Raw genomic sequence first — 19,185 nt, 5'->3', positions numbered from 1 at the left:
GGGCATCGGGAAGAAACGGCAATCTGCCCGAAGCTACGCTCCGATGGTGTCCAAGACGTTTTTGTAGTCCCCCTCGCATCTGCCAAGCCGCGACATGCTTAACATTGGGCAAAAGAGGCGCAGGTAATTCAGTGTGTCCCCGCAAATCACTCCGCGGTTCTGCACTGCGGATTGTGCAGCCGGCCGGCCACCGCCCTCACCTTGCCCGGCGATGCCCGCCAGATCGCGAGCGCCGACAATCCGCTCACGATCGTCGCGATGCCGAAGGCGAGCGTGTAGTCGCCGGTGCGGTCATGGAGCAAGCCGGTCAGCCACGGTCCGGCCGCACCGCCCGCGAGCGCGGCGAGCATGATGGTGCCGAAGATGCTGCCCTGGTGCCTGCCCTGGAAAATCTCGAACACCACCGCACCCATGATCGAGGTGAGGCCGTAGCCGAGCGCGCCTTGCGCGAACACCATGAGATAGACGAGCCAGAGCGAGGGTTGATACTTCAAGCCGATCAGGGCGGCGAAGCAGATCACGAAGCCCGCGCAGCTGATCGCCCAGACCCACTCCCGTCCGATGCGGTCGGAGACATGGCCCAGCACGATCTGGCCGGGAATGCCGAGCAGGCTGACGATGCCGAGCGCCCACACCGCGACGGAAGGGCTGAAGCCGATGTCGAGCAGGAACTTGGTCTGATGCACCTGCACCGCGTACCAGATGTACAGGCCGGAGAAATAGCCGAGCGCGATCCACCAGAAGCGCGTGGTCGCGACGGCGCGCTTCAGCGTCCAGTCGGTATTGACCCAAACCGGATCGACGATGTTGGAGACCGGTTGGGCACCGCCCGCCGCCGGGGCGGCATCGCCGTCCGGTTCGAGGCCGATGTCCTGCGGGCGCTTGTGCAGCAGCAGGTTCACCGGCGCCAGCACGATCAGGACGAGCAGGCCCATCGCGGTGCAGGCGGTGCGCCAGCCGGTGGCTTCGATCATGTGCTGCACCCATGGCAGCAGCGTCACCGAGCCGATGCCGACGCCGGCGAAAGCGATGCCGATGGCGAAGCCGCGCTTGCGGATGAACCAGTTCGGCAGGAACAGCGACTGGCCGGAATAGCCGAGACACACCGAGCCGGCACCGACCATGACGCCGATGGTGACATAGAGATGCCAGGGCGCGCTGGTGAGCGGCGCAAGCAGCAAGCCGCCGCCCATCAGCACCACCCCGAGCTCCATCACCGCGCGCGGGCCGGCGCGGTCCATCAGGCGGCCGATCAGCGGGCTGACCACGCCTGACACCACGAAGCCGAACGAGAACGCGCCGGCGGTCACGCCACGCTCCCAGCCGAACTCTGAGATGATCGGCGGAAAGAACAGCGAAAAGGCGGTACGCGCGTTGACGCCGATGGCCATGGTGACGAAGGTCACGGCGACCACGACCCAGCCGTAGAAGAACGGAAGCCGCATGATGTGCTTGTTTCATCCCTGGACGATCCTTCCGACCATCCGGGGGTGCCTGGGTCAAGCGCTTTTCGTGCATGCCCGTCGAGCGGCGCGCTCAGGCGGCGTCGCGCCGTGACCGTTTGACGGGGGCGTCGAACAGAATCCACTCGATCGGCTGCGGGCGGCCGAACAGATAGCCTTGGGCGAAATTGACGCCGAGCGCCTTCAGCCGCTCGTACTCCTCGCGGGTCTCGACTCCTTCGGCCGTCACCGACATGTCGAGCCCGCGCGCCAGCGTCACGATCGCGGAGATGATGGCGGAGTTGCGCGGCTGGTGCGTGAGATTGCGGATGAACGACTTGTCGATCTTGATCTTGTCGAACGGGAACGCGGTCAGATAGCTGAGTGAGGAATAGCCGGTGCCGAAATCGTCGAGCGCGAGCTCGATGCCGAGATGCTTGAGCCGCTCCATGAAGGCGTGGTTCTCGCTGCCGCGCTCCAGCAGGACGGATTCGGTGATCTCGATCTCGAGCCGGTGGGGCGGCAGGCCGGAATCCGCGAGCGCCGCGCCGATCATCTCGAACAGCTCGGCTTCCTTGAACTGGATCGGCGACAGGTTGACGGCGACCGCGAGATCGGAGGGCCAGCCGGCCGCATCCGCGCAGGCGCGCCGCAGCACGAATTCGCCGAGCGGCACGATCAGCCCGGTCTCCTCCGCAAGCAGGATGAACTGGTCCGGCGGGATCAGGCCGCGCGTCGGATGCCGCCAGCGCACCAACGCCTCGAAGCCGCGCCGCGCCCCGCTGAGGGCGTCGACGAACGGCTGGTAGTGCACCTCCAGCTGGCACTGCGCGATGGCATCGCGCAGATCCCCCTCCAGCGTGTTGCGGGCCTCCAGCTCGGCCGACATCGCCTCGTCGTAGATGGTGAAGCAGTTGCGGCCCGCCGATTTCGAGCGATAGAGCGCAAGGTCCGCCTTCTTCAGCAATTGCTCCTGATCGCTGCCGTGATCCGGCGCGATGGCGATGCCGATGCTGGTGCCGATCTCGACGCGGTGGCCGGGCAGGAGGAACGGTTCGGTCAACAGCTTGGCGATCCGCGCCGCCAGCTCGGTCGAGCAGGCGCGCTGATCCGCGCTGGCTTCCTGGATGACGGCGAACTCGTCGCCACCGAGCCGCGCCAGCACGTCGGTGGCGCGCACCGCGGATTTCAACCGCTGTGCCACCTGGCGCAGCAGCGCATCGCCGGCCCCGTGGCCGAGGGAATCGTTGACGTTCTTGAAGCGGTCGAGGTCGAGCATCAGGATCGAGAACGGCAGCCCCCGCACGCCCAGCTGGTTGTTCATCTCGTCGAGCCGGCTGAGGAAGAAGGCGCGGTTCGGCAATCCGGTCAGGACGTCGGTTTGGGCGAGCTCGAGCACCCGCCGGTTGGCCAGTGACAACCGCCGCGAATTGCGGCTCGCCAACATGAGATAGGTCGACAGCGACAGCGTGAGCAGCATGCCGACGATCAGCACCGTGCCGGCGCGATCGTAAGTCGACTCCAGCGGACCGCCGGCGGTGGGAACGGCCCGCACCTGCCAATCGGTATCGCCGATCTTGAGGCTGCCCGACCAGTGCAGCGCCCGGGCGACGTCCCGCATCGACTGCGGCGCCCTTGCCGCCGACGAATAGTCCGGCAGCATCTGCTCCAGGCTGACGATCTGCCCCGTGAAGGGCGGATAGACGTTGATGCTGACCGCTGGGCTTGCTCCGGTGGTGACGCGAATGACTTGAATCAGCAGCGGCAGGTCGAAGATTCCGATCACGAAGCCGGCGAGATTGCGACGCCGGTCCGCGACCGTCTCGCGCGATGTCCCCTTGGCGTAGACAGGAACGGCAACGAGGACGTCGGGCAGCCGGCCTCCCTCCCTCGGTTCAAACAGGCGCGTGCGGATGGCTGCGACGTTGTCGTGGTCGCGCGCGCGTTCCAGAACCGCGCGGCGCTCCGGAACGGTGGCGTAGTCCATGCCGTAGACCGACGAGGTCTTGGGCTGGGTCGAATAGAACACCGGAAAATATTCATCGCTCTGCGGCGCCGTCGCAAAGCTCTCGCCCTGAAGCGACTTGATGCGATAGCCGGAGACGCCGTCCGTGCTCGCCGCGGCCTCGTAGTCGGAGCGCTCCTTGCGGCTGACGCGCGGCAGCCAGGCAACGCGCAGCATGCCGGGATGGCGTTCGAACAGGCGGGTACTGAAGGTCTCGAACTCGCTGCGGGTGACTTCGTCGTTGGTCGATTCGAACAGCGTGCGCAGCGCGAGGAGCCTCGATATGTATTCGCCCATGCCGTTCTGCATGACGATGGCTTCAGTCTCGGCCGCGTTCTCGAACTCGATCCTGTTGACGCGATCTTCCCACCGCGCCACGGCGGCCGCGCCCACGACCGAGAACAGAAGACCGACGCCGACCGCGACGAGCGCGGGGCGATACAGCCCGAGCAGCGGCGCCGCGCGCCACCATCCGGTCATACGCCTCCGATCCTGATCGTGCTGATCGCGATCGCCCATCTCTAAAGCCGCCGTCCCCTGGCCCGCAACAAACCGAACCTCTGGTTGAGGCATCGGCTCGGCTATCGGAACAAGACCGCGGTTAAGAACTGCACAATTTCGGAACCGGATCGTTCCGCAATGCACGGATTAGTTAATGAAGTGCGCGAACGATCCGGCATAGTGGAAACAAGTTGCCGATTTTGCCCGGAGTACTACGGATCGTCGATACAGTGCCGCTTAGCGAGCTATTCAGGCTCGCAAGGATATGTTGCGGAAGGTTTCCCAACTATTCGGCAAGACCTTTCCGATGTATCGATTTCGATCGACGAGATCCGTCATCCTGACCTGCGTGCTCCTGGCGGCGACCGCGCTCGCGGCCGGGGCCGAGGAGGCCGGCGTCAGCGAGGATGCGATCCTGTTCGGCCAGGCCGCCGCGCTGGAAGGTCCCTCCTCCGCGCTCGGACAGCGCATGCGGCAAGGCATCGTCGCAGCATTTACCGAGATCAACGCCAGAGGCGGCGTGCACGGCCGCAAGCTCCAGCTCATCAGCCGCGACGACGGCTACGATCCCGATCGTTCGGCGGCCCAGACGCTGCAGCTGATCGAGGACGACAAGGTGTTCGCGCTGATCGGCGCGGTGGGCACGCCGACCGCGATGGCGACCATTCCGATCACCAGCGCCAGGAACGTTCCCTTCATCGGCCCGTTCAGCGGTGCCGAATTCCTGCGCGACCTCGAGCTCACGAACGTCGTCAACATCCGCGCGAGCTACAGCGCGGAGGCCGAAGCGTGGATCAAGCACCTCACCGAGGATCGCCACTTCACCCGCATCGGCATTTTCTACCAGGACGATTCCTTCGGCCGCGACGGTCTGAGGGGTGTGAAACGCGCGCTTGCCAGGCGTGGCCTCGAACTCGCCGTCGAAGGCACCTTCGAGCGCAACACCCGCGCGGTCAAGGCCGCCTGGCGAACGATCAAGCGGGCCGAACCCGAGGCCATCGTGATGGTCGGGACCTATGGTCCCTGCGCGGAGTTCATCAAGCTCGCGCATCGCAGCGGCTTCTATCCGACCTTCGTCAACATCTCCTTCGTCGGTGCCGTCGCACTCGCCAGCGAGCTCGGCCCCGAGGGCGAAGGCGTCATCGTCTCGCAGGTCGTGCCATTTCCATGGGACCGCTCGCTCAAACTCGTCGCCGACTATCAGGCGGCGCAGAGGGCGGTCGATCCGACGCAGACACCGGACTTCGTGTCGCTGGAAGGCTACCTCTCCGGCCGCCTCGCGGCCGCAGCGCTGGAAAAGGCCGGACCGGAACCGACCCGCGCAAGCCTGCTGCGCGCCATCAACGATGTCGGCCGCTTCGACATCAGCGGCAGCACCGTCAACGTCGGCATCCGCATGATCGAGGCGCCGCCGAAAGTGTTCCTGACGGTGATCCAGAAGGACGGAACGTTCAAGGCGGTGGACCGGCTGTAGGGCCCTTCATGGCCGCCGCGTCCAGCGCTCGGCGTTGACTGCGCCCGGCGGGACCTCGCCCTTCACGATCGCTTCGACCTGCCGCACGGTTTCCAGCGACTGATATTCGATCGCCTGCGGCGTCAGCCCGCCGACATGCGGGGTAGCGATCACGTTCGGCAGCCTGGCCAGCTCGGGTGTCGGCATCTGGTCCGGTGCGCGGCCGACATCGATCGCCGCACCGGCGATGCGGTTCTCACGCAACGCCCGCGCCAGCGCCGGTTCGTCGACGAGATTGCCGCGCGAGAGATTGATGAAGACGGCATGCCTCTGCATGCGTGCCAGCGCCGCCTCGCCGATCAGATTCTCGGTCTGCTCGTTGGCGATCGCAAGGCAGACGACATAGTCCGATGCCGCGAGCAGCTCGCCGAGGCCGACCTGCCGGATCGCGGCATCGCTGACATCGGCGAAGGGATCGGAGACCAGCACCTCCATCCGCAGCACCTTTGCGATCCCGGCGAGATAGCGCCCGATGCTGCCATAACCGATGATGCCGATCGTGCTGCCGGCGAGCTGGCGGCCCATCCGCGCCTCCGGCTCGCGGCCGGCCTGGTAGTCCGCCGTCGTCCGCGACACGCCGCGGGAGAGATCGACCATGAAGCCGAGGGCAAGCTCGGCGACGGCCTGCACGAAGCCGGGACCGGCGCGGGTGACGAGCACGCCGGCCTTCGAGGCCGCTTCCACATTGACGTTGCGGATATCGACGGCGCAGCGGACGAAGGCGCGCAGACGCGGCAGCTCGGCGAAGATTTCGCCGCGGCCTTCGGTCATGCGATCGGCGACGATGATGTCGGCGTCTTTCGCCGCACGCACGAGGCCGGCGGCGTCAAGGGGTTCGTCGCTCTCGTGCAGGATCACCTCGGCGGCCGCCCGCAGGCCGTTCAAGCTGCGGTCGCCGTAATAGTTGCGCCGCATCTGCGGCGTGTGAGCGAGCAGAACCTTCACGACTGGACTCCTTCAGCAACCGATGCCCCGCGGCAGCGCGGTCGAAATCTGGCACAACGCCAGCTGCGGCAGGCATGCTGTCACAATTTGCCGCAGCGCGCAGCGTGATCCAGCGCACAGACTGACACATGGCGGCCCCCTAGAAAAAGTGACATCATCGCGCGTATTGCCGTTGGAGGTGACATGATGCGCCGTCCAGTCTTTTCAAATCTCATAGTTGCATCCGGTTTTCTCGCCCTCGCCCAGTTGATGACGCCGACGGACGCCGCGGCCGAAGCGCGGCTTGCGCTGGTCATCGGACAATCCGCCTATCGCACCGTGCCCGAGCTGCCCAACGCCGCCAACGACGCCAAGGGCATGACGGAGCTGCTCGGCAATGCCGGCTTCACCGTCACCACGGCGGCCAATCTGGCGCAGAACGAGATGCGCGCGGCGATCTCGGATTTCGCCGGCAAGGTCGGCGCCAGCGGCGCCGACACCGTGGCGCTGGTGTTTTATGCCGGCCACGGTCTGCAAATCGACGGCGAGAACTACCTCGTTCCGGTCGACCTCGATCCCAAGCGCGAGGCCGACATTCCGCTCCAGGGCGTGCGGCTCAACGACCTGCTCAACACGCTCGGCGCGCTGCCGACGCGCGCGCGCATCTTCATGCTCGATGCCTGCCGCAACAATCCGTTCCCGGCACTGAGCGGCGCCGGCCACGGCCTTGCGATCGTCGACACCAAGGCCGGCGCGCCCGGCTCCTTCATCTCCTATTCGACCTCGCCCGGCGCCGAAGCCGAGGACGGCAACGGCATCGACAGTCCCTACACCACGGCCGCGCTGACCATCGCCAAGCAGCCCAACCTGCCGATCGAGGAAGTGTTCAAGCGCATCCGCGTCGCCGTCGCGCAGTCGACCGACGGACGGCAGATCCCGTGGGAAAGCTCCTCGCTGACCACCGACTTCAGGTTCTTCGGCGAGAGCAGCGGCAGCACGCCCGCTGTTCCCGGCGCATCCGCAATGGCGCTCGCCAGCGGCACGCGCAGCGTCGAGGACTGGCGCAAGACCTTGCAGGGCAAGCCGGCCATGGCCGCCTATGAGCTCGTGATCACTGAGGACACCGTGGAGGCGTATCAGGCCTATATCGAGCTGTATGCACAGGACACCCGCACGCCGCGCCTGCGCACGGTGCTGGAACGGCGCCGCCAGATGCTGGCCTGGGAGCGCGCCACCGCGATCAACACCCGCGCCTCGTTCGAGGCCTATCTCGCCAACTGGGACAACAGCGACCTCGCTGCGACCGCGCGCCGGCTGCTGCTGCGCGTGCAGAACCGCAATTATGGCGTGCCTGTCGCCGCCGCGGCGACCCCGGTCGCGGTCGCGATGGCTCCGACCTGTCCGTGCTCGACCCCGACGGCACCGGCGACGCCGGCCAATCCGAGCGTCGCGCCCGTGATCAAGAAGCGCGTCGACGACACGCCGCCAAAGCGCAAGGTTGTCGAGACGCCGCCGAAGCGCCGCCCTCCGCCTGAGGAAGTGGTCTACGAGCGCGCCCCGCCCCCCGGCCCGCCGCCCGCTGCCATCATGCAGGGCGTCGGCATCGGGATCGGCATCGGCATGGGAATGGGCGGCCGCAGCGGCGGCGACCATTATCGCGGCGACTACCGCAGGTACTGAGACGATTCCGGCATGGACGTCGCACCGGCTCGCGCCTCGCGCGAGCCGGTTCTATTGTGCCAGCGCCGGATAATCGCGCTGGACAGCCTCGCGGACCCAGCCGGCCTGAATCGCGCGAAACAGGATCTGCGCGGTCTTGGCGTCGTCGGCCTTCATGCAGAGGTCGACGATGCGGCGGACCGCGTCGTCGCGCATCAGATCGTCTGCGATCTTCATCGCAATTTCCATCGCGACGCGGGCGGCACGTTCATAGCGCTCACGCTCACGCTCACGCTCACGCTCGCGCTCGGCAGTCCGTGCGGAGCCGCCGACGGCTTCCGCGCCCGCTCTCGCGGTCTCGCAGATGTGACGAATGCGCTCCGCCGCCTCGATATCGCCGATCGGCCCCTGGATCGGCTCATCCCAGATGTCGGCCGACTGCCGCCTTGCGAACCACTTCATTGCCCCCACCATTGGTCTTCGTTGGCTTGCGCCGTTCAGGACGTGCGGCGCGGCCCGATCGCCTCGAACTGCGCCTTCTGCTCGTCGTTGAGCGTGGCGTAGAAATCATCGAGCGCCGCGCGCACCGACTTGATCCCGTCCAGCATCGCATCGAGCCGCTTGCCGATCGTGGCCATGCGGGCCGGCGGTGTCATCACCTCATTGGGCTCGCAGGCCGCCTTGAGCGATGCGCTGACCTTGGCGCTGGTATCCTGCAGCACCTGGAGCGCCGCGCGCTGGGTGTCGCTGGGGCGAAGTCTTTCCTCGATCGTGGCGCCGGGCCAATCGAATGCGGCGGGCACACTGCAGGTCTGCACCGACGATCCGCCCGCATTGTTCGCACGACGCTGATCCTCGGCCAGCGCATTGAAGCGCGCCTTCTGTTCGTCGTTGAGCGAACCATAGAACTGGTCGAGCGCGGGCTGGACCAGATCGACCGCCTTCTGCATCGCCTCGATGCGCTGCTGCATCGCCGCGAGCCGGCCGGGGGCCGTGGCCGCGGCCTGCGTCGGGCAGGATGTGCGGATCAGCGCTGCCGCGTCGACGGAGGCGTTGCCGAGCGCATCGAGAGCGGCGCCCTGCGCATCGGTCGGCTGCACCGCGGATGCAATCTGATCGATCGGCAGCCCGGCGATGGCACGGCGGTCACTGCCGCAGAGCTGATCGAGCGGCGCGCTGCTGGCCCGCCGTCGTCCCTGTGGCTGCTGCGGCAGATAGGCCGACAGGCGATCATAGCCGTAGGGGCCGAATATTCCGGCATAGATGTCCGGATAGCCGTAACCCCAGAAGCCGAGCCCGTCGCCCCAGATCGTGTAGTCGTAGAGGTCGTTATAGGCGAACGGCCAGAACAGCGGCCCGACCCAGCCGTAGCCGCCACCCGGATGTTGCCACCAGCCGCTGCTTGCGCCGCTCCAGCCGGCCAATGCGGCCGCCGCGGCGAGCTGCGCACGCGCCGCCGGATTGCTGATCAGCCGGCCATTGCGGAAGGCGCCGGCGTTCAGAGCGTTGCGGAACTGCGCCGGCTGGATCGCGGCATTGCGGATCTGACCGAAATTGGGGCCGCCGCGTCGGGCACCGCTGGTAAACCGCATGCCGCGATGATGGCCGCCGCCATGCGCGTGGCCGTGACCACGGAAATGGCCGCCGCCGTGATGGCCGCCACCGTGATGGCCGCCGCCATGCCCGCCTCCATGGCCCCCGCCATGTCCGCCCTTCGCCAGCGCCGCGCCCGCCAGCATGCAGGCGAGTGCCATCGCGGCAATTCCAACGACCGGTCGCACCATCGCACCCTCCCGCGCAAAGCCCTGCCATCCAGGCATCGGAAATTGGCGGGAATTGGAACCAGCAGGATTGCCGAAAGTTCCCGGTCCCCGGACCGGGCCCGCGCTACGCCTCCGGCACGATCTTGCCGGGGTTGAAGATGTTGAGCGGATCGAGCGCCTTCTTCAGCGCCCGCATCGCATCGAGCGCCTCGGGGCCGAGCTCGGCCTTGAGATATTTCTGCTTGCCCTGTCCGATGCCGTGCTCGCCGGTGCAGGTGCCGTCCATCGCCTGCGCGCGCTCGACCAGGCGATGCATGAATTCTTCGCCGCGCGCCATCTCGTCCGCGTCGTTGACGTCGCACACCAGCGAGCAATGGAAATTGCCGTCGCCGACATGGCCGACGATCGGCGACAGCAGGTTGAGCCGCTTGAGATCTTCCTCAGTTTCGCTGACGCAATCGGCAAGCCGCGAGATCGGCACGCAGACGTCGGTGGCGACCACGCCGATGCTGTCGCCGGGCCGCAGCGCCTTCACGGACCAATAGGCATCGTGCCGCGCCTGCCACAGCTTGGTGCGATCCTCGGGCTTGGTGGTCCAGGAGAAATCGCCGCCGCCGCAATCCCGGGCGATCTCGCCAAACGCCTTGGACTGCTCGGCAACCTCGATCTCGCTGCCGTGGAATTCCATCAGCAGCAGCGGCGTCTCCGGCAGCGTCAGCTTGGAATAGGCGTTGCAGGCCTGCACCTGCGCAGCGTTGAGCAGCTCGATGCGCGCCACGGGAATGCCGGTCTGGATCGCCAGGATGACGGCCTGACAGGCCCCGTGCACGGTCTCGAACGACACCGCGCCCGCCGCGATCGTCTCGGGGATGCCGCGCAGGCGGATGGTCAATTCCGAGATGATGCCGAGCGTGCCTTCGGCGCCGACGAACAGATGCGTCAGGTCGTAACCTGCGGACGACTTCTTGGCGCGCGTGCCCGTGGTGATGATCTCGCCGTCGCCGCGCACCACCTTCAGCGCCAGCACGCTGTCGCGCATGGTGCCGTAGCGCACCGCGTTGGTGCCGGAGGCGCGGGTCGAGGCCATGCCGCCGAGCGATGCATCGGCACCCGGATCGATCGGGAAGAACAGGCCCTGGTCGCGCAGATGCTCGTTCAGCGCCTTGCGGGTCACGCCGGGCTGGATCACGCAGTCGAGGTCCTCGGCATGCACCGCGAGCACCTTGTTCATGTCGCGCAAATCGATCGAGATACCGCCGGCGGGCGCGTTGACCTGGCCCTCGAGCGAGGTGCCGGTCCCGAAGGCAATGACGGGGACACGGTTCTTGGCGCAGATCCGCACCACGTCCTGGATGTCGGCGGTCTCCTGCGCCATCACCACGCCGTCAGGCGGCTGGTTGGGAAGCCAGGTGGTGGTATGGCCGTGCTGCTCGCGCACGGCCTGCGAGGTGATGAGGCGGTTGCCGAAGCGTGCGGCGAGCTGCTCCAGCGCGCTCGCGAGGGCTTTCGGCTCCGGCCGCGGCGGATTATTGGTGATGGTCGTACCCACGGAATTCCTCCCGACAGAAGAACCGTGGCAAAGGACATAAAACCGGTCAAGTCAAGCGACCGGACGCATAGCTGGAAGGAAACATGCCGGAGACTGCCGCCCCGACGCCCAAAGCCGAGCCGTTCCGCGCCTCGATCATGCAGATCGAGCCGCAATGGATCGACTATAACGGCCATCTCAACATGGCCTATTACAACGTGATGTTCGACCGCGCGATCGACCAGCTCTGGAGCGAGCTCGGGATCGGGCCGACCTACATGAAGGAGCGAGGCGGCTCGACCTTCACGGCCGAATGCCACGTCCGGTACCTGCGCGAGATCCACCTCGGCGATCCCGTGCAGATCTTCGTCTGGCTGCTGGGGGCGGACGACAAGCGGCTGCACACGTTCGAGGAGATGCGGCACGCGAGCGAAGGCTGGCTGTCGGCCACGTCCGAGAACATGTCACTGCACATGGACATGAATGCGCGGCGCGTCGCGCCGTTTCCGCCCGATATAAGCGAGCGCATCGCTGCGGTCACCAAGGCCCACAGCGCCGTGCCCCGGCCTGAGGGCATCGGCCGCAACGTGGCGATGCCCGCGAAGCGGTAGTGTCAAAGCGCTGCCGCCGCGTTATGGCCGCGGTCTGAGCGCGCGCCTCGTCCTTCGAGACGACCGCTTCGCGGTCTCCTCAGGATGAGGCTAAGCAGCATTTGCGCTCTTCGAGACTGCTGCCGCACACTCTGCCCTCATCCTGAGGGCCCGCCGAAGGCGGGCGTCTCGAAGGATGCGCCGCGAGGATAGCGCTATATCCTGTTGCGGCCGCGCGCCAGGCCGACGACGGCCGAGACCAGGAACAGAACGACCGCGATGAAGAAGATGATCTTGGCGATCTCGATCGAAGCGCCGGCGACGCCGCCGAAGCCCAGGATGCCGGCGATCAGTGCGATAACCAGAAACGTCACAACCCAGCCTAGCATGGTCAAACCCTCGTCTTGATGTTGTCTGCGTCCGGCGCGGCTCGCCGCACCACCTGCCCAGACAATCTCAAGGCGGGAACGATGGTTCCGACCCCGGCGGGGACGAAATTCGCGCGGCGCGCGGGAACAAATTGGCCCGCCACGCACGTGGAAAACCTCTTTTCGGCGCCCCATATAGGCACCATCCCTGTTAGAAGGCTCCCTTCCGCCACCCCGCGGTGCCATCGTGGGGCCAATGATTCGCATGACCGAGCCGAGCAAGATCACCAGCGTACCCGATCACCAGCCCGCAGCCGGCGGCATCGCCGCGCGTGCGCGCGCCTCGGTGGGCCCGCAATATCTGTCCGGGCTCAATCCGGAGCAGCGCGAGGCTGTGGAGACGCTGGACGGCCCGGTCCTGGTGCTGGCCGGCGCCGGCACCGGCAAGACCCGCGTGCTGACGACGCGCATCGCCCATATCCTGAGCCAGGGCCGCGCCCGTCCCGCCGAGATCCTGTCGGTGACCTTCACCAACAAGGCCGCGCGCGAGATGAAGCACCGGCTCGGCCAGATGCTCGGCCATGCCGTCGAGGGCATGCCGTGGCTCGGCACCTTCCACTCCATCGGCGGCCGCATCCTGCGTTTCCATGCCGAGCTGGCGCAGCTCAAGTCGAACTTCACCGTGCTCGACGTGGACGATCAGGTCCGGCTGCTGAAGCAGCTGCTTCAAGCCGAGAACATCGACGACAAGCGCTGGCCGGCGCGCATGCTCGCTGGACTGATCGACGGCTGGAAGAACCGCGGCCTGATGCCCTCGCAGGTGCCCTCGGGCGAAGCCGCCACCTTCGCCAACGGCAAGGGCGGCAAGCTCTATGCGAGCTATCAGGAGCGGCTGAAGATTTTGAACGCGGCGGATTTCGGCGATCTCCTGCTGGAGAACATCCGCATCTTCCGCGAGCACCCGGATATCCTCCGGCAGTACCAGCAGCGCTTCAAGTACATCCTGGTCGACGAGTACCAGGACACCAACGTCGCGCAATATCTGTGGCTGCGGCTGCTGTCGCAGGCGCCGGCAAAGCCCGCCCCCACTGTCATTCCGGGGCGGCTCGAAGAGCCGAACCCGGAATCTGGAAATGAGTCCTCAGCTCGAGATTCCGGGTCTGCACCTGCGGCGCATCCCGGAATGACGGCATCTGCGGCAGGCGCCACCAAGAACATCTGCTGCGTCGGCGACGACGACCAGTCGATCTATGGCTGGCGCGGCGCCGAGGTCGACAACATCCTGCGTTTCGACCACGATTTCCCCGGCGCCAAGATCATCCGCCTGGAACGCAATTATCGCTCGACCCGCCATATCCTCGCCGCCGCCTCGCATCTGATCGCGCACAACGAAGGCCGGCTCGGCAAGACGCTGCGCACCGAGGACCAGGACGGCGAGAAGGTCACGGTCACAGGCTCGTGGGATTCGGAGGAGGAAGCGCGCGGCATCGGCGAGGAGATCGAGCAACTGCAGCGCCGCGGCGAGAAGCTCAACGAGATTGCGATCCTGGTGCGCGCCTCCTACCAGATGCGCGAGTTCGAAGACCGCTTCGTCACGCTCGGCCTGCCCTACCGCGTCATCGGCGGCCCACGCTTCTACGAGCGCGCGGAAATCCGCGATGCGCTGGCCTATTTGCGCGTCATCAACTCCCCGGCAGACGACCTCGCCTTCGAGCGTATCGTCAACGTGCCCAAGCGCGGCCTCGGCGATGCCACGGTGCAGATGTTGCACGACCACGCCCGCAAGCGCCGCATTCCGCTGTTCGAAGCGGCCCGCGCGGTGGTTGAGACCGACGAACTGAAGCCGAAGGCACGCGGCTCGCTGCGCGACGTCGTCGCCCAGTTCGACCGCTGGCGCGCCCAGCGCGAGGTCACCGCACACACCGATCTCGCCCAGATCGTGCTCGACGAGAGCGGCTATACCGAGATGTGGCAGAAGGACCGCTCCGCGGACGCCGCGGGCCGGCTGGAGAACCTGAAAGAGCTGGTGCGCTCGATGGAGGAGTTCGAGAACCTGCAAGGGTTCCTGGAGCACATCTCGCTGGTGATGGATCGCGAGGGCGGCGCCGAGGAGGATGCGGTGTCGCTGATGACGCTGCATTCGGCCAAGGGGCTCGAATTCGACAACGTGTTCCTGCCCGGCTGGGAGGAAGGCCTGTTTCCGAGCCAGCGCACGCTGGACGAACAGGGCCGCGCCGGCTTGGAAGAAGAGCGCCGGCTCGGCCATGTCGGCCTGACCCGCGCCCGCCGCCGCGCCATGATCTATTTCGCCACCAACCGGCGCATCCACGGCACCTGGTCGACCACGATCCCGTCGCGCTTCCTCGACGAATTGCCCGCGGCCAATGTCGAGATCACGGAGTCGAAGGGCGGGTCGGCCTGGGGCGGCACCGGCGGCTACGGTGCCTCGCGCTTCGACGACATGGAGGCGTTCGGCTCCAGCTACACCACGCCGGGCTGGCAGCGCGCCCAGGCCAATCGCAACCGCGGCGGTGCCCGCTCTGGCGGCGGTTACGGCGGCTTCGAGGACGAGACCGCGACGTTCTCGTCTTCCTCATCGGCCGGCCCCGATTTCGGCAGCTTCTCCTCGCGCCGTCGTGGTCCCCTGACGATCGAGGGTGAGCTGGTCGCCAAATCGACCGGCACCACCTCCGAATTCTCGCTGTCCGACCGCGTCTTCCACCAGAAGTTCGGCTACGGCCGCGTCACCAAGATCGACGGCAACAAACTCACCATCGCCTTCGACAAGGCCGGCGAGAAGAAGGTCGTGGACAGTTTCGTGCAGCGGGCGTGAGGCCCGACTTGGCTCAGTACGTTGCCATCATCGAGGATACCGATCCGGACGAAGCCGTGGGCCTGTGGTTTCCGGACCTCCCCGGCTGCTTTTCGGGAGGTGACGATATCGAAGAGGCCCTGGAGAATGCGCCCGAGGCCCTCGCGCTCTACGCTCAGGACCTCGCCGCGGACGGCCGCCAGCTTCCCCCGCCGCGGACATTGGACGAGCTCAAGGCAGACGCCGATGTGGCCGGCGACCTCAGAAACCACACGGTGGCCCTGATCGAATGGCCGCCCCTCGACGCCGCCGAGTGAGGATTGTTCGCCGCACTCGCCAGGCCTTCGACGGTTCTGTCCCGAACAGGTCTTGACCATCGCGAACTTCCCCGTATCAGATAAAGCCATGGTCCGGGGCTCCATCACACTGATCTTGCTGGCATTGGGGATGCCATCGCTCAGCGCGGCGGAGACCATGAGCTTTGGCGATTCGATCGGAAAGCTGGCGGCGAGCTGCGGTGCGGAAATCGTCGCCAATTGCCGTGGCGTCAATCCGGATTCGAACCGGCTGAAGGAGTGCCTGTCGCGCAACCGCGACGTGCTGTCGCCGCAATGCGCGAGTGACTATCTCGGCGTGTTCGACGCCATCCAGAAGCGCGTCGCCGCGCGCGTCACGGTGGCGAATGCCTGCCAGCGCGAGATCGTCAAGGTCTGCGGCGGCTCGACCAAGGAGACCAGCAAGTCGGTCCCCTGCCTGGTCTCGACCCCCAAGGGCATCAGCAACAACTGCCTGAAAGCCGTCGACGACGCGGGGTACCGCTGATGCGGGCGCGCAGGCTCTTCATTGCCGGACCGGCTCTTGCGTTCGGCCTCGCTCTGCTCGCGGGCGCAGCCGGCGCCCAGACCGCGGCGCCGACGCGCGACGACATCGTCGGCAAGCTGAACCATTTCGAAGAAGCCGCCGAGGTCGATCTGCCCGCGCTGAAGCAGCAGGTGATGGAGCGCGCCAAGACCAGGATCAAGAACGATCCGGGACCTGTGAACCGGCCGCTGATCGCGCCTGACCTCGCCAAGCTGCCGGCCTTCAATGCGCAGATCCAGTTCGATGCCGACACGCCGATCATCCAGCCGGCCTCCTACCAGACCGTCGGCCGGATCGCCGATGCGCTGGTTCATGCCTCGCTGCTGCCCTACACGTTCCTGATCGTCGGCCACGTCGAATCCAATTCGAAGACGCGCGAGGCCAATGCGATCCTGAGCCAGCGCCGCGCCGACGCGATCCGCGACGTGCTGGTGAACACGTTCAAGATCTCGACCAAGCGGCTGCATCCGATCGGCCTCGGCGAGGAGCAGTTGCTCGACCGGGCCAGGCCGACGTCGGCCGTCAACGGCCAGTTGCAGATCCTGACCTATGCCAAGCTGCCGGAGGAGCCGCGTCCGGCGGCGCCGGCGCCTGCGGCGAAAAAGCCCGCCAAGAAGCGCTGAGCGGAGACGGCTTCGCGCCTTCCGGAACCTTTTGAAATCCCGATCGTTTTGGTGCCGGTCCAGTACGCACCAATACGGCTTTGCGCGACAAGAGTGCCGGTTTGTGCACCGCCCGGTCCAGTGCTATAGCGACTGTTCGCCCTTCCCGATCCCGTGCTGCATGAGACCAAAATGGGTGGCTTTTTTCAGCGCCAACTTGCCGTTTACGTCGAGTACCATCGCGATCCCCGGAACACGGCGATGCATGTGGTCGGTATTCTCCTGTTGTTCACCGGCGCGGTGCTGCCGCTGACGCTGGTCAGGCTTCCGCTGTTCGGTTTCGATGTCAGCCTGGCGGTGATCCTGGCCTTGCCGGTTCTGATCTATTGGCTGCTGCTCGATGTGGCGCTCGGGATCGGCATTCTGGCGGTCTCCATCGTGCTGTTTTCGGTTGCGACGAGCATTGCGGCGCAGGTCAGCACCACGACGATGTGGGCGATCTTCGCCGCGCTGGTGGTGCTCGGCCTCGCCGCGCAGACCATCGGCCACAAGGTTTTTGAGGGCCGCGAAGCCTCGCTATTCACTTTTCCTTCGCATCTTTTGCTTGGACCGATGTTCGTGATGGCAAAATTGTTCATTGCATTGGGCTTCCGTCGCGACCTTGCCGCGATTCTGGCGCCTCTTCCGACCAATTCCCTTTCAACCCGATAGCTCTAGAAGCGAAACAGCAACCTTCTGCATGGCTCTCGTCCTGGTTACCGGTGGCAGTGGCTTCATCGGACATCATCTCGTCGAAGCGCTCCGCGCCCGTGGGCAGCGGGTGCGTGTTCTCGACGTCCGTGCGCCGGCCGCAGCGAACCCCGACGTCGAACACGTCCACGGCTCGGTGCTGGACGGCGCCGCAGTCGATGCTGCGCTCGCCGGGGTCGATCAGGTCTATCACCTCGCCGGCCTGCCCGGCATGTGGGTCGCCAACAAGCAGGACTTTCACGAGGTCAATTGCCGCGGCACCGAGATCGTGCTTGCGGCCGCAATGAAGCGCGGCGTGTCGCGCTTCCTGCACTGCTCGACGGAATCGATCCTGTTCCCCTATTCCGACCTCAAAGGCGTTCCCGCCGAAGAGGCGCTGCAGCCGGCCGAAGCCATGCCCGGCGCCTATACCCGCTCGAAGTCGCTCGCCGAGCATTGCGTCGCGAAGGCTGCGGCCAGCGGCTTTCCGCTCGTGATCGGCACGCCGACCATGCCGATCGGCGCCGCCGACCACAATCTGACGCCGCCGACCGCGATGCTCTGGTACTTCCTCCAGAAGAAGGTGCAGCCGCATCTCAACTTCCTGGTCAATCTGGTCGACGTCCGCGACGTCGCCATGGGCCTGGTGCTGACCATGGAACGCGGCCGCCACGGCCAGCGCTACATCCTCGGCGGCGACTGCGTTCCGCTCGGCAACATCCTGCGGATGATGTCGGCGATGAGCGGCCGCCGGCAGTACCCGGTGGTGGTGCCCGGCAAGCTCGCCGAGCTCTCCGGCATCGTGCTCGAATATCTGGCCGACAACTTCACGCGCAGGCCGCCCAACGGCACCGCCGAGGGCGTGCGCATCGCGCTCGCCGCGAGCGATCTTTCAATCGGCAAGGCGCGCACCGAGCTCGGCTATTCGCCGCGTCCGATCGAGCCGGTGCTGCGCGAAACCATCACCCACCTGCTCGCCCGCAACGGCCAGCAGCCCACCGGCGCCATCGAGCATCGCGCGCTGTCCTCGCGCGCGGGCTGAAGCCGCCGCCCAACGCAAAGAACCTTCATGTCCTTCGATTTCAGCAAGCTTCTCTCTGTCGCCTGGGGTGGCTGGACCACGACCTGGCCGACGCAACTGCTCGCCCTGATCTGGCTGGCCTGGCTGGCCAGCTGGATCGGCGCCTCGTTCTGGCAGGGTCGCACGCAGAAGCAGGTCATGACGCTGGAATCCGGCCGCTATCGCATCCCGATCCTGGTCGGCGGCATCCTGTTCACGCCGTGGACCGCGGAAGTGCTGAACGAGAAGCCGCTCTGGGTATTCAGCAACACCGCTGTCTACATCACGGCGCTGATCGTGCTTGCCGGCATCTCCTTCACCTGGTGGGGACGGCTGCATCTCGGAAAGTTCTGGTCCAACACCATCACCCACAAGGAAGACCACCGCGTCGTCGACACCGGCCCGTACGGCATCGTGCGCCATCCGATCTACACCGGGCTGATCGCCGGCATGCTGGCCACCGGCATCGCGGTCGGCACCGTGACCGCGATCCTCGGCGCGATCCTGATCTCGCTCGGCATGTGGCAGAAGGGCCGGATGGAAGAGGTGTTCCTCTCCAAGGAGCTCGGCGAGGACGCCTACGGCGCCTATTGCCGCCGCGTGCCGATGATCATCCCCTTCCTCTCGCCGCGGTAAGCGGGCCCTCGCCCAACCAGCAGCGCTGCTACTAGCTCCGTCATCCTGAGGTGCGAGGTTTGCGATGCGTATGCATCGCGAGCCGAGCCTCGAAGGATGCACGGCCGAGATGTAGCCGGGCCGTCCATCCTTCGAGGCTCCCCATGGGGCGCGTTGCGCCCCGTGGCTCGCACCTCAGGATGACGGGATAAA

General features: G+C 66.3%; 17 protein-coding genes. 10 read left to right on the top strand and 7 right to left on the bottom strand.

Features of this window, described 5'->3' with window-relative positions; all coding sequences use genetic code 11:
• Positions 1–146: 146 nt before the first annotated feature.
• Both AC066S_RS22620 and AC066S_RS22615 read right to left on the bottom strand, forming a co-directional pair.
• Complete coding sequence (locus AC066S_RS22620; RefSeq protein WP_478270657.1) at positions 147–1,445, bottom strand: MFS transporter; 1,299 nt, start codon at positions 1,443–1,445, stop codon at positions 147–149.
• A gap of 91 nt (positions 1,446–1,536) precedes the next feature.
• Positions 1,537–3,927, bottom strand: coding sequence for a bifunctional diguanylate cyclase/phosphodiesterase (locus AC066S_RS22615; protein WP_478270656.1), 2,391 nt, complete (start codon positions 3,925–3,927; stop codon positions 1,537–1,539).
• Positions 3,928–4,255: 328 nt separating this feature from the next.
• Between AC066S_RS22615 and AC066S_RS22610 the strand changes: the two genes are divergently transcribed.
• Positions 4,256–5,422 carry an ABC transporter substrate-binding protein gene (locus AC066S_RS22610; RefSeq protein WP_478270655.1) on the top strand — a complete coding sequence of 389 codons (1,167 nt, stop codon included), beginning with the start codon at positions 4,256–4,258 and terminating at the stop codon, positions 5,420–5,422.
• Positions 5,423–5,428: 6 nt separating this feature from the next.
• On the opposite strand, the gene AC066S_RS22605 is transcribed toward AC066S_RS22610, so the two are convergent.
• Positions 5,429–6,406: a hydroxyacid dehydrogenase gene (locus AC066S_RS22605; RefSeq protein ID WP_478270654.1), complete on the bottom strand. Its 978-nt coding sequence runs from the start codon at positions 6,404–6,406 to the stop codon at positions 5,429–5,431.
• A 186-nt stretch (positions 6,407–6,592) separates the two neighbouring features.
• On the opposite strand from AC066S_RS22605, the gene AC066S_RS22600 reads away from it, so the two are divergent.
• Entirely contained in the window at positions 6,593–8,065 is a 1,473-nt protein-coding gene (locus AC066S_RS22600; RefSeq protein WP_478270696.1) for a caspase family protein, read from the top strand.
• 51 nt (positions 8,066–8,116) lie between these two features.
• On the opposite strand, the gene AC066S_RS22595 is transcribed toward AC066S_RS22600, so the two are convergent.
• The 3 genes from AC066S_RS22595 to AC066S_RS22585 all read right to left on the bottom strand — a co-directional run bounded on the left by AC066S_RS22595 (position 8,117) and on the right by AC066S_RS22585 (position 11,356).
• Entirely contained in the window at positions 8,117–8,506 is a 390-nt protein-coding gene (locus AC066S_RS22595) for a hypothetical protein (RefSeq protein WP_478270653.1), read from the bottom strand.
• A gap of 35 nt (positions 8,507–8,541) precedes the next feature.
• Positions 8,542–9,828 (bottom strand): Spy/CpxP family protein refolding chaperone, encoded by a 1,287-nt coding sequence (locus tag AC066S_RS22590; RefSeq protein ID WP_478270652.1) that lies wholly within the window; start codon positions 9,826–9,828, stop codon positions 8,542–8,544.
• 103 nt (positions 9,829–9,931) lie between these two features.
• Entirely contained in the window at positions 9,932–11,356 is a 1,425-nt protein-coding gene (locus AC066S_RS22585; RefSeq protein WP_126255306.1) for an FAD-binding oxidoreductase, read from the bottom strand.
• A gap of 83 nt (positions 11,357–11,439) precedes the next feature.
• On the opposite strand from AC066S_RS22585, the gene AC066S_RS22580 reads away from it, so the two are divergent.
• Positions 11,440–11,946, top strand: coding sequence for a thioesterase family protein (locus AC066S_RS22580; RefSeq protein ID WP_126255305.1), 507 nt, complete (start codon positions 11,440–11,442; stop codon positions 11,944–11,946).
• 194 nt (positions 11,947–12,140) lie between these two features.
• Here the strand turns inward: AC066S_RS22580 and AC066S_RS22575 are convergent, their stop codons facing one another.
• Positions 12,141–12,314, bottom strand: coding sequence for a DUF1328 domain-containing protein (locus tag AC066S_RS22575; RefSeq protein ID WP_036006471.1), 174 nt, complete (start codon positions 12,312–12,314; stop codon positions 12,141–12,143).
• A gap of 235 nt (positions 12,315–12,549) precedes the next feature.
• Between AC066S_RS22575 and AC066S_RS22570 the strand changes: the two genes are divergently transcribed.
• The 7 genes from AC066S_RS22570 (at position 12,550) to AC066S_RS22540 (ending at position 18,993) form a co-directional block, all read left to right on the top strand.
• A complete protein-coding gene (locus AC066S_RS22570; protein ID WP_478270651.1) occupies positions 12,550–15,126 on the top strand; it encodes an ATP-dependent helicase in 2,577 nt (858 codons plus the stop codon).
• Between the two features lie 8 nt (positions 15,127–15,134).
• A complete protein-coding gene (locus AC066S_RS22565; protein ID WP_126255303.1) occupies positions 15,135–15,422 on the top strand; it encodes a type II toxin-antitoxin system HicB family antitoxin in 288 nt (95 codons plus the stop codon).
• Between the two features lie 88 nt (positions 15,423–15,510).
• On the top strand, positions 15,511–15,927 hold the full coding sequence (locus AC066S_RS22560; protein WP_126255302.1) for a hypothetical protein: 417 nt from the start codon (positions 15,511–15,513) through the stop codon (positions 15,925–15,927).
• A complete protein-coding gene (locus AC066S_RS22555; RefSeq protein ID WP_478270650.1) occupies positions 15,927–16,589 on the top strand; it encodes an OmpA family protein in 663 nt (220 codons plus the stop codon). Before AC066S_RS22560 ends, AC066S_RS22555 begins: the two co-directional genes overlap by 1 nt.
• 171 nt (positions 16,590–16,760) lie before the next feature.
• Positions 16,761–17,279, top strand: a complete 519-nt coding sequence (locus tag AC066S_RS22550) for an Mpo1 family 2-hydroxy fatty acid dioxygenase (protein WP_478270695.1) — start codon at positions 16,761–16,763, stop codon at positions 17,277–17,279.
• Positions 17,280–17,307: 28 nt separating this feature from the next.
• The gene (locus AC066S_RS22545; protein ID WP_478270649.1) at positions 17,308–18,339 is read left to right on the top strand and encodes an NAD-dependent epimerase/dehydratase family protein; all 1,032 of its coding nucleotides are present in this window, start codon (positions 17,308–17,310) and stop codon (positions 18,337–18,339) included.
• A gap of 27 nt (positions 18,340–18,366) precedes the next feature.
• A complete protein-coding gene (locus AC066S_RS22540; RefSeq protein WP_126255298.1) occupies positions 18,367–18,993 on the top strand; it encodes a methyltransferase family protein in 627 nt (208 codons plus the stop codon).
• The last annotated feature ends 192 nt before the right edge of the window (positions 18,994–19,185 follow it).

This window comes from Bradyrhizobium sp. CFUWI (genome assembly GCF_056429085.1).
The sequence above is the reverse complement of the archived record's forward strand: the minus strand, read 5'-3'. Positions and strand labels throughout refer to the sequence as shown.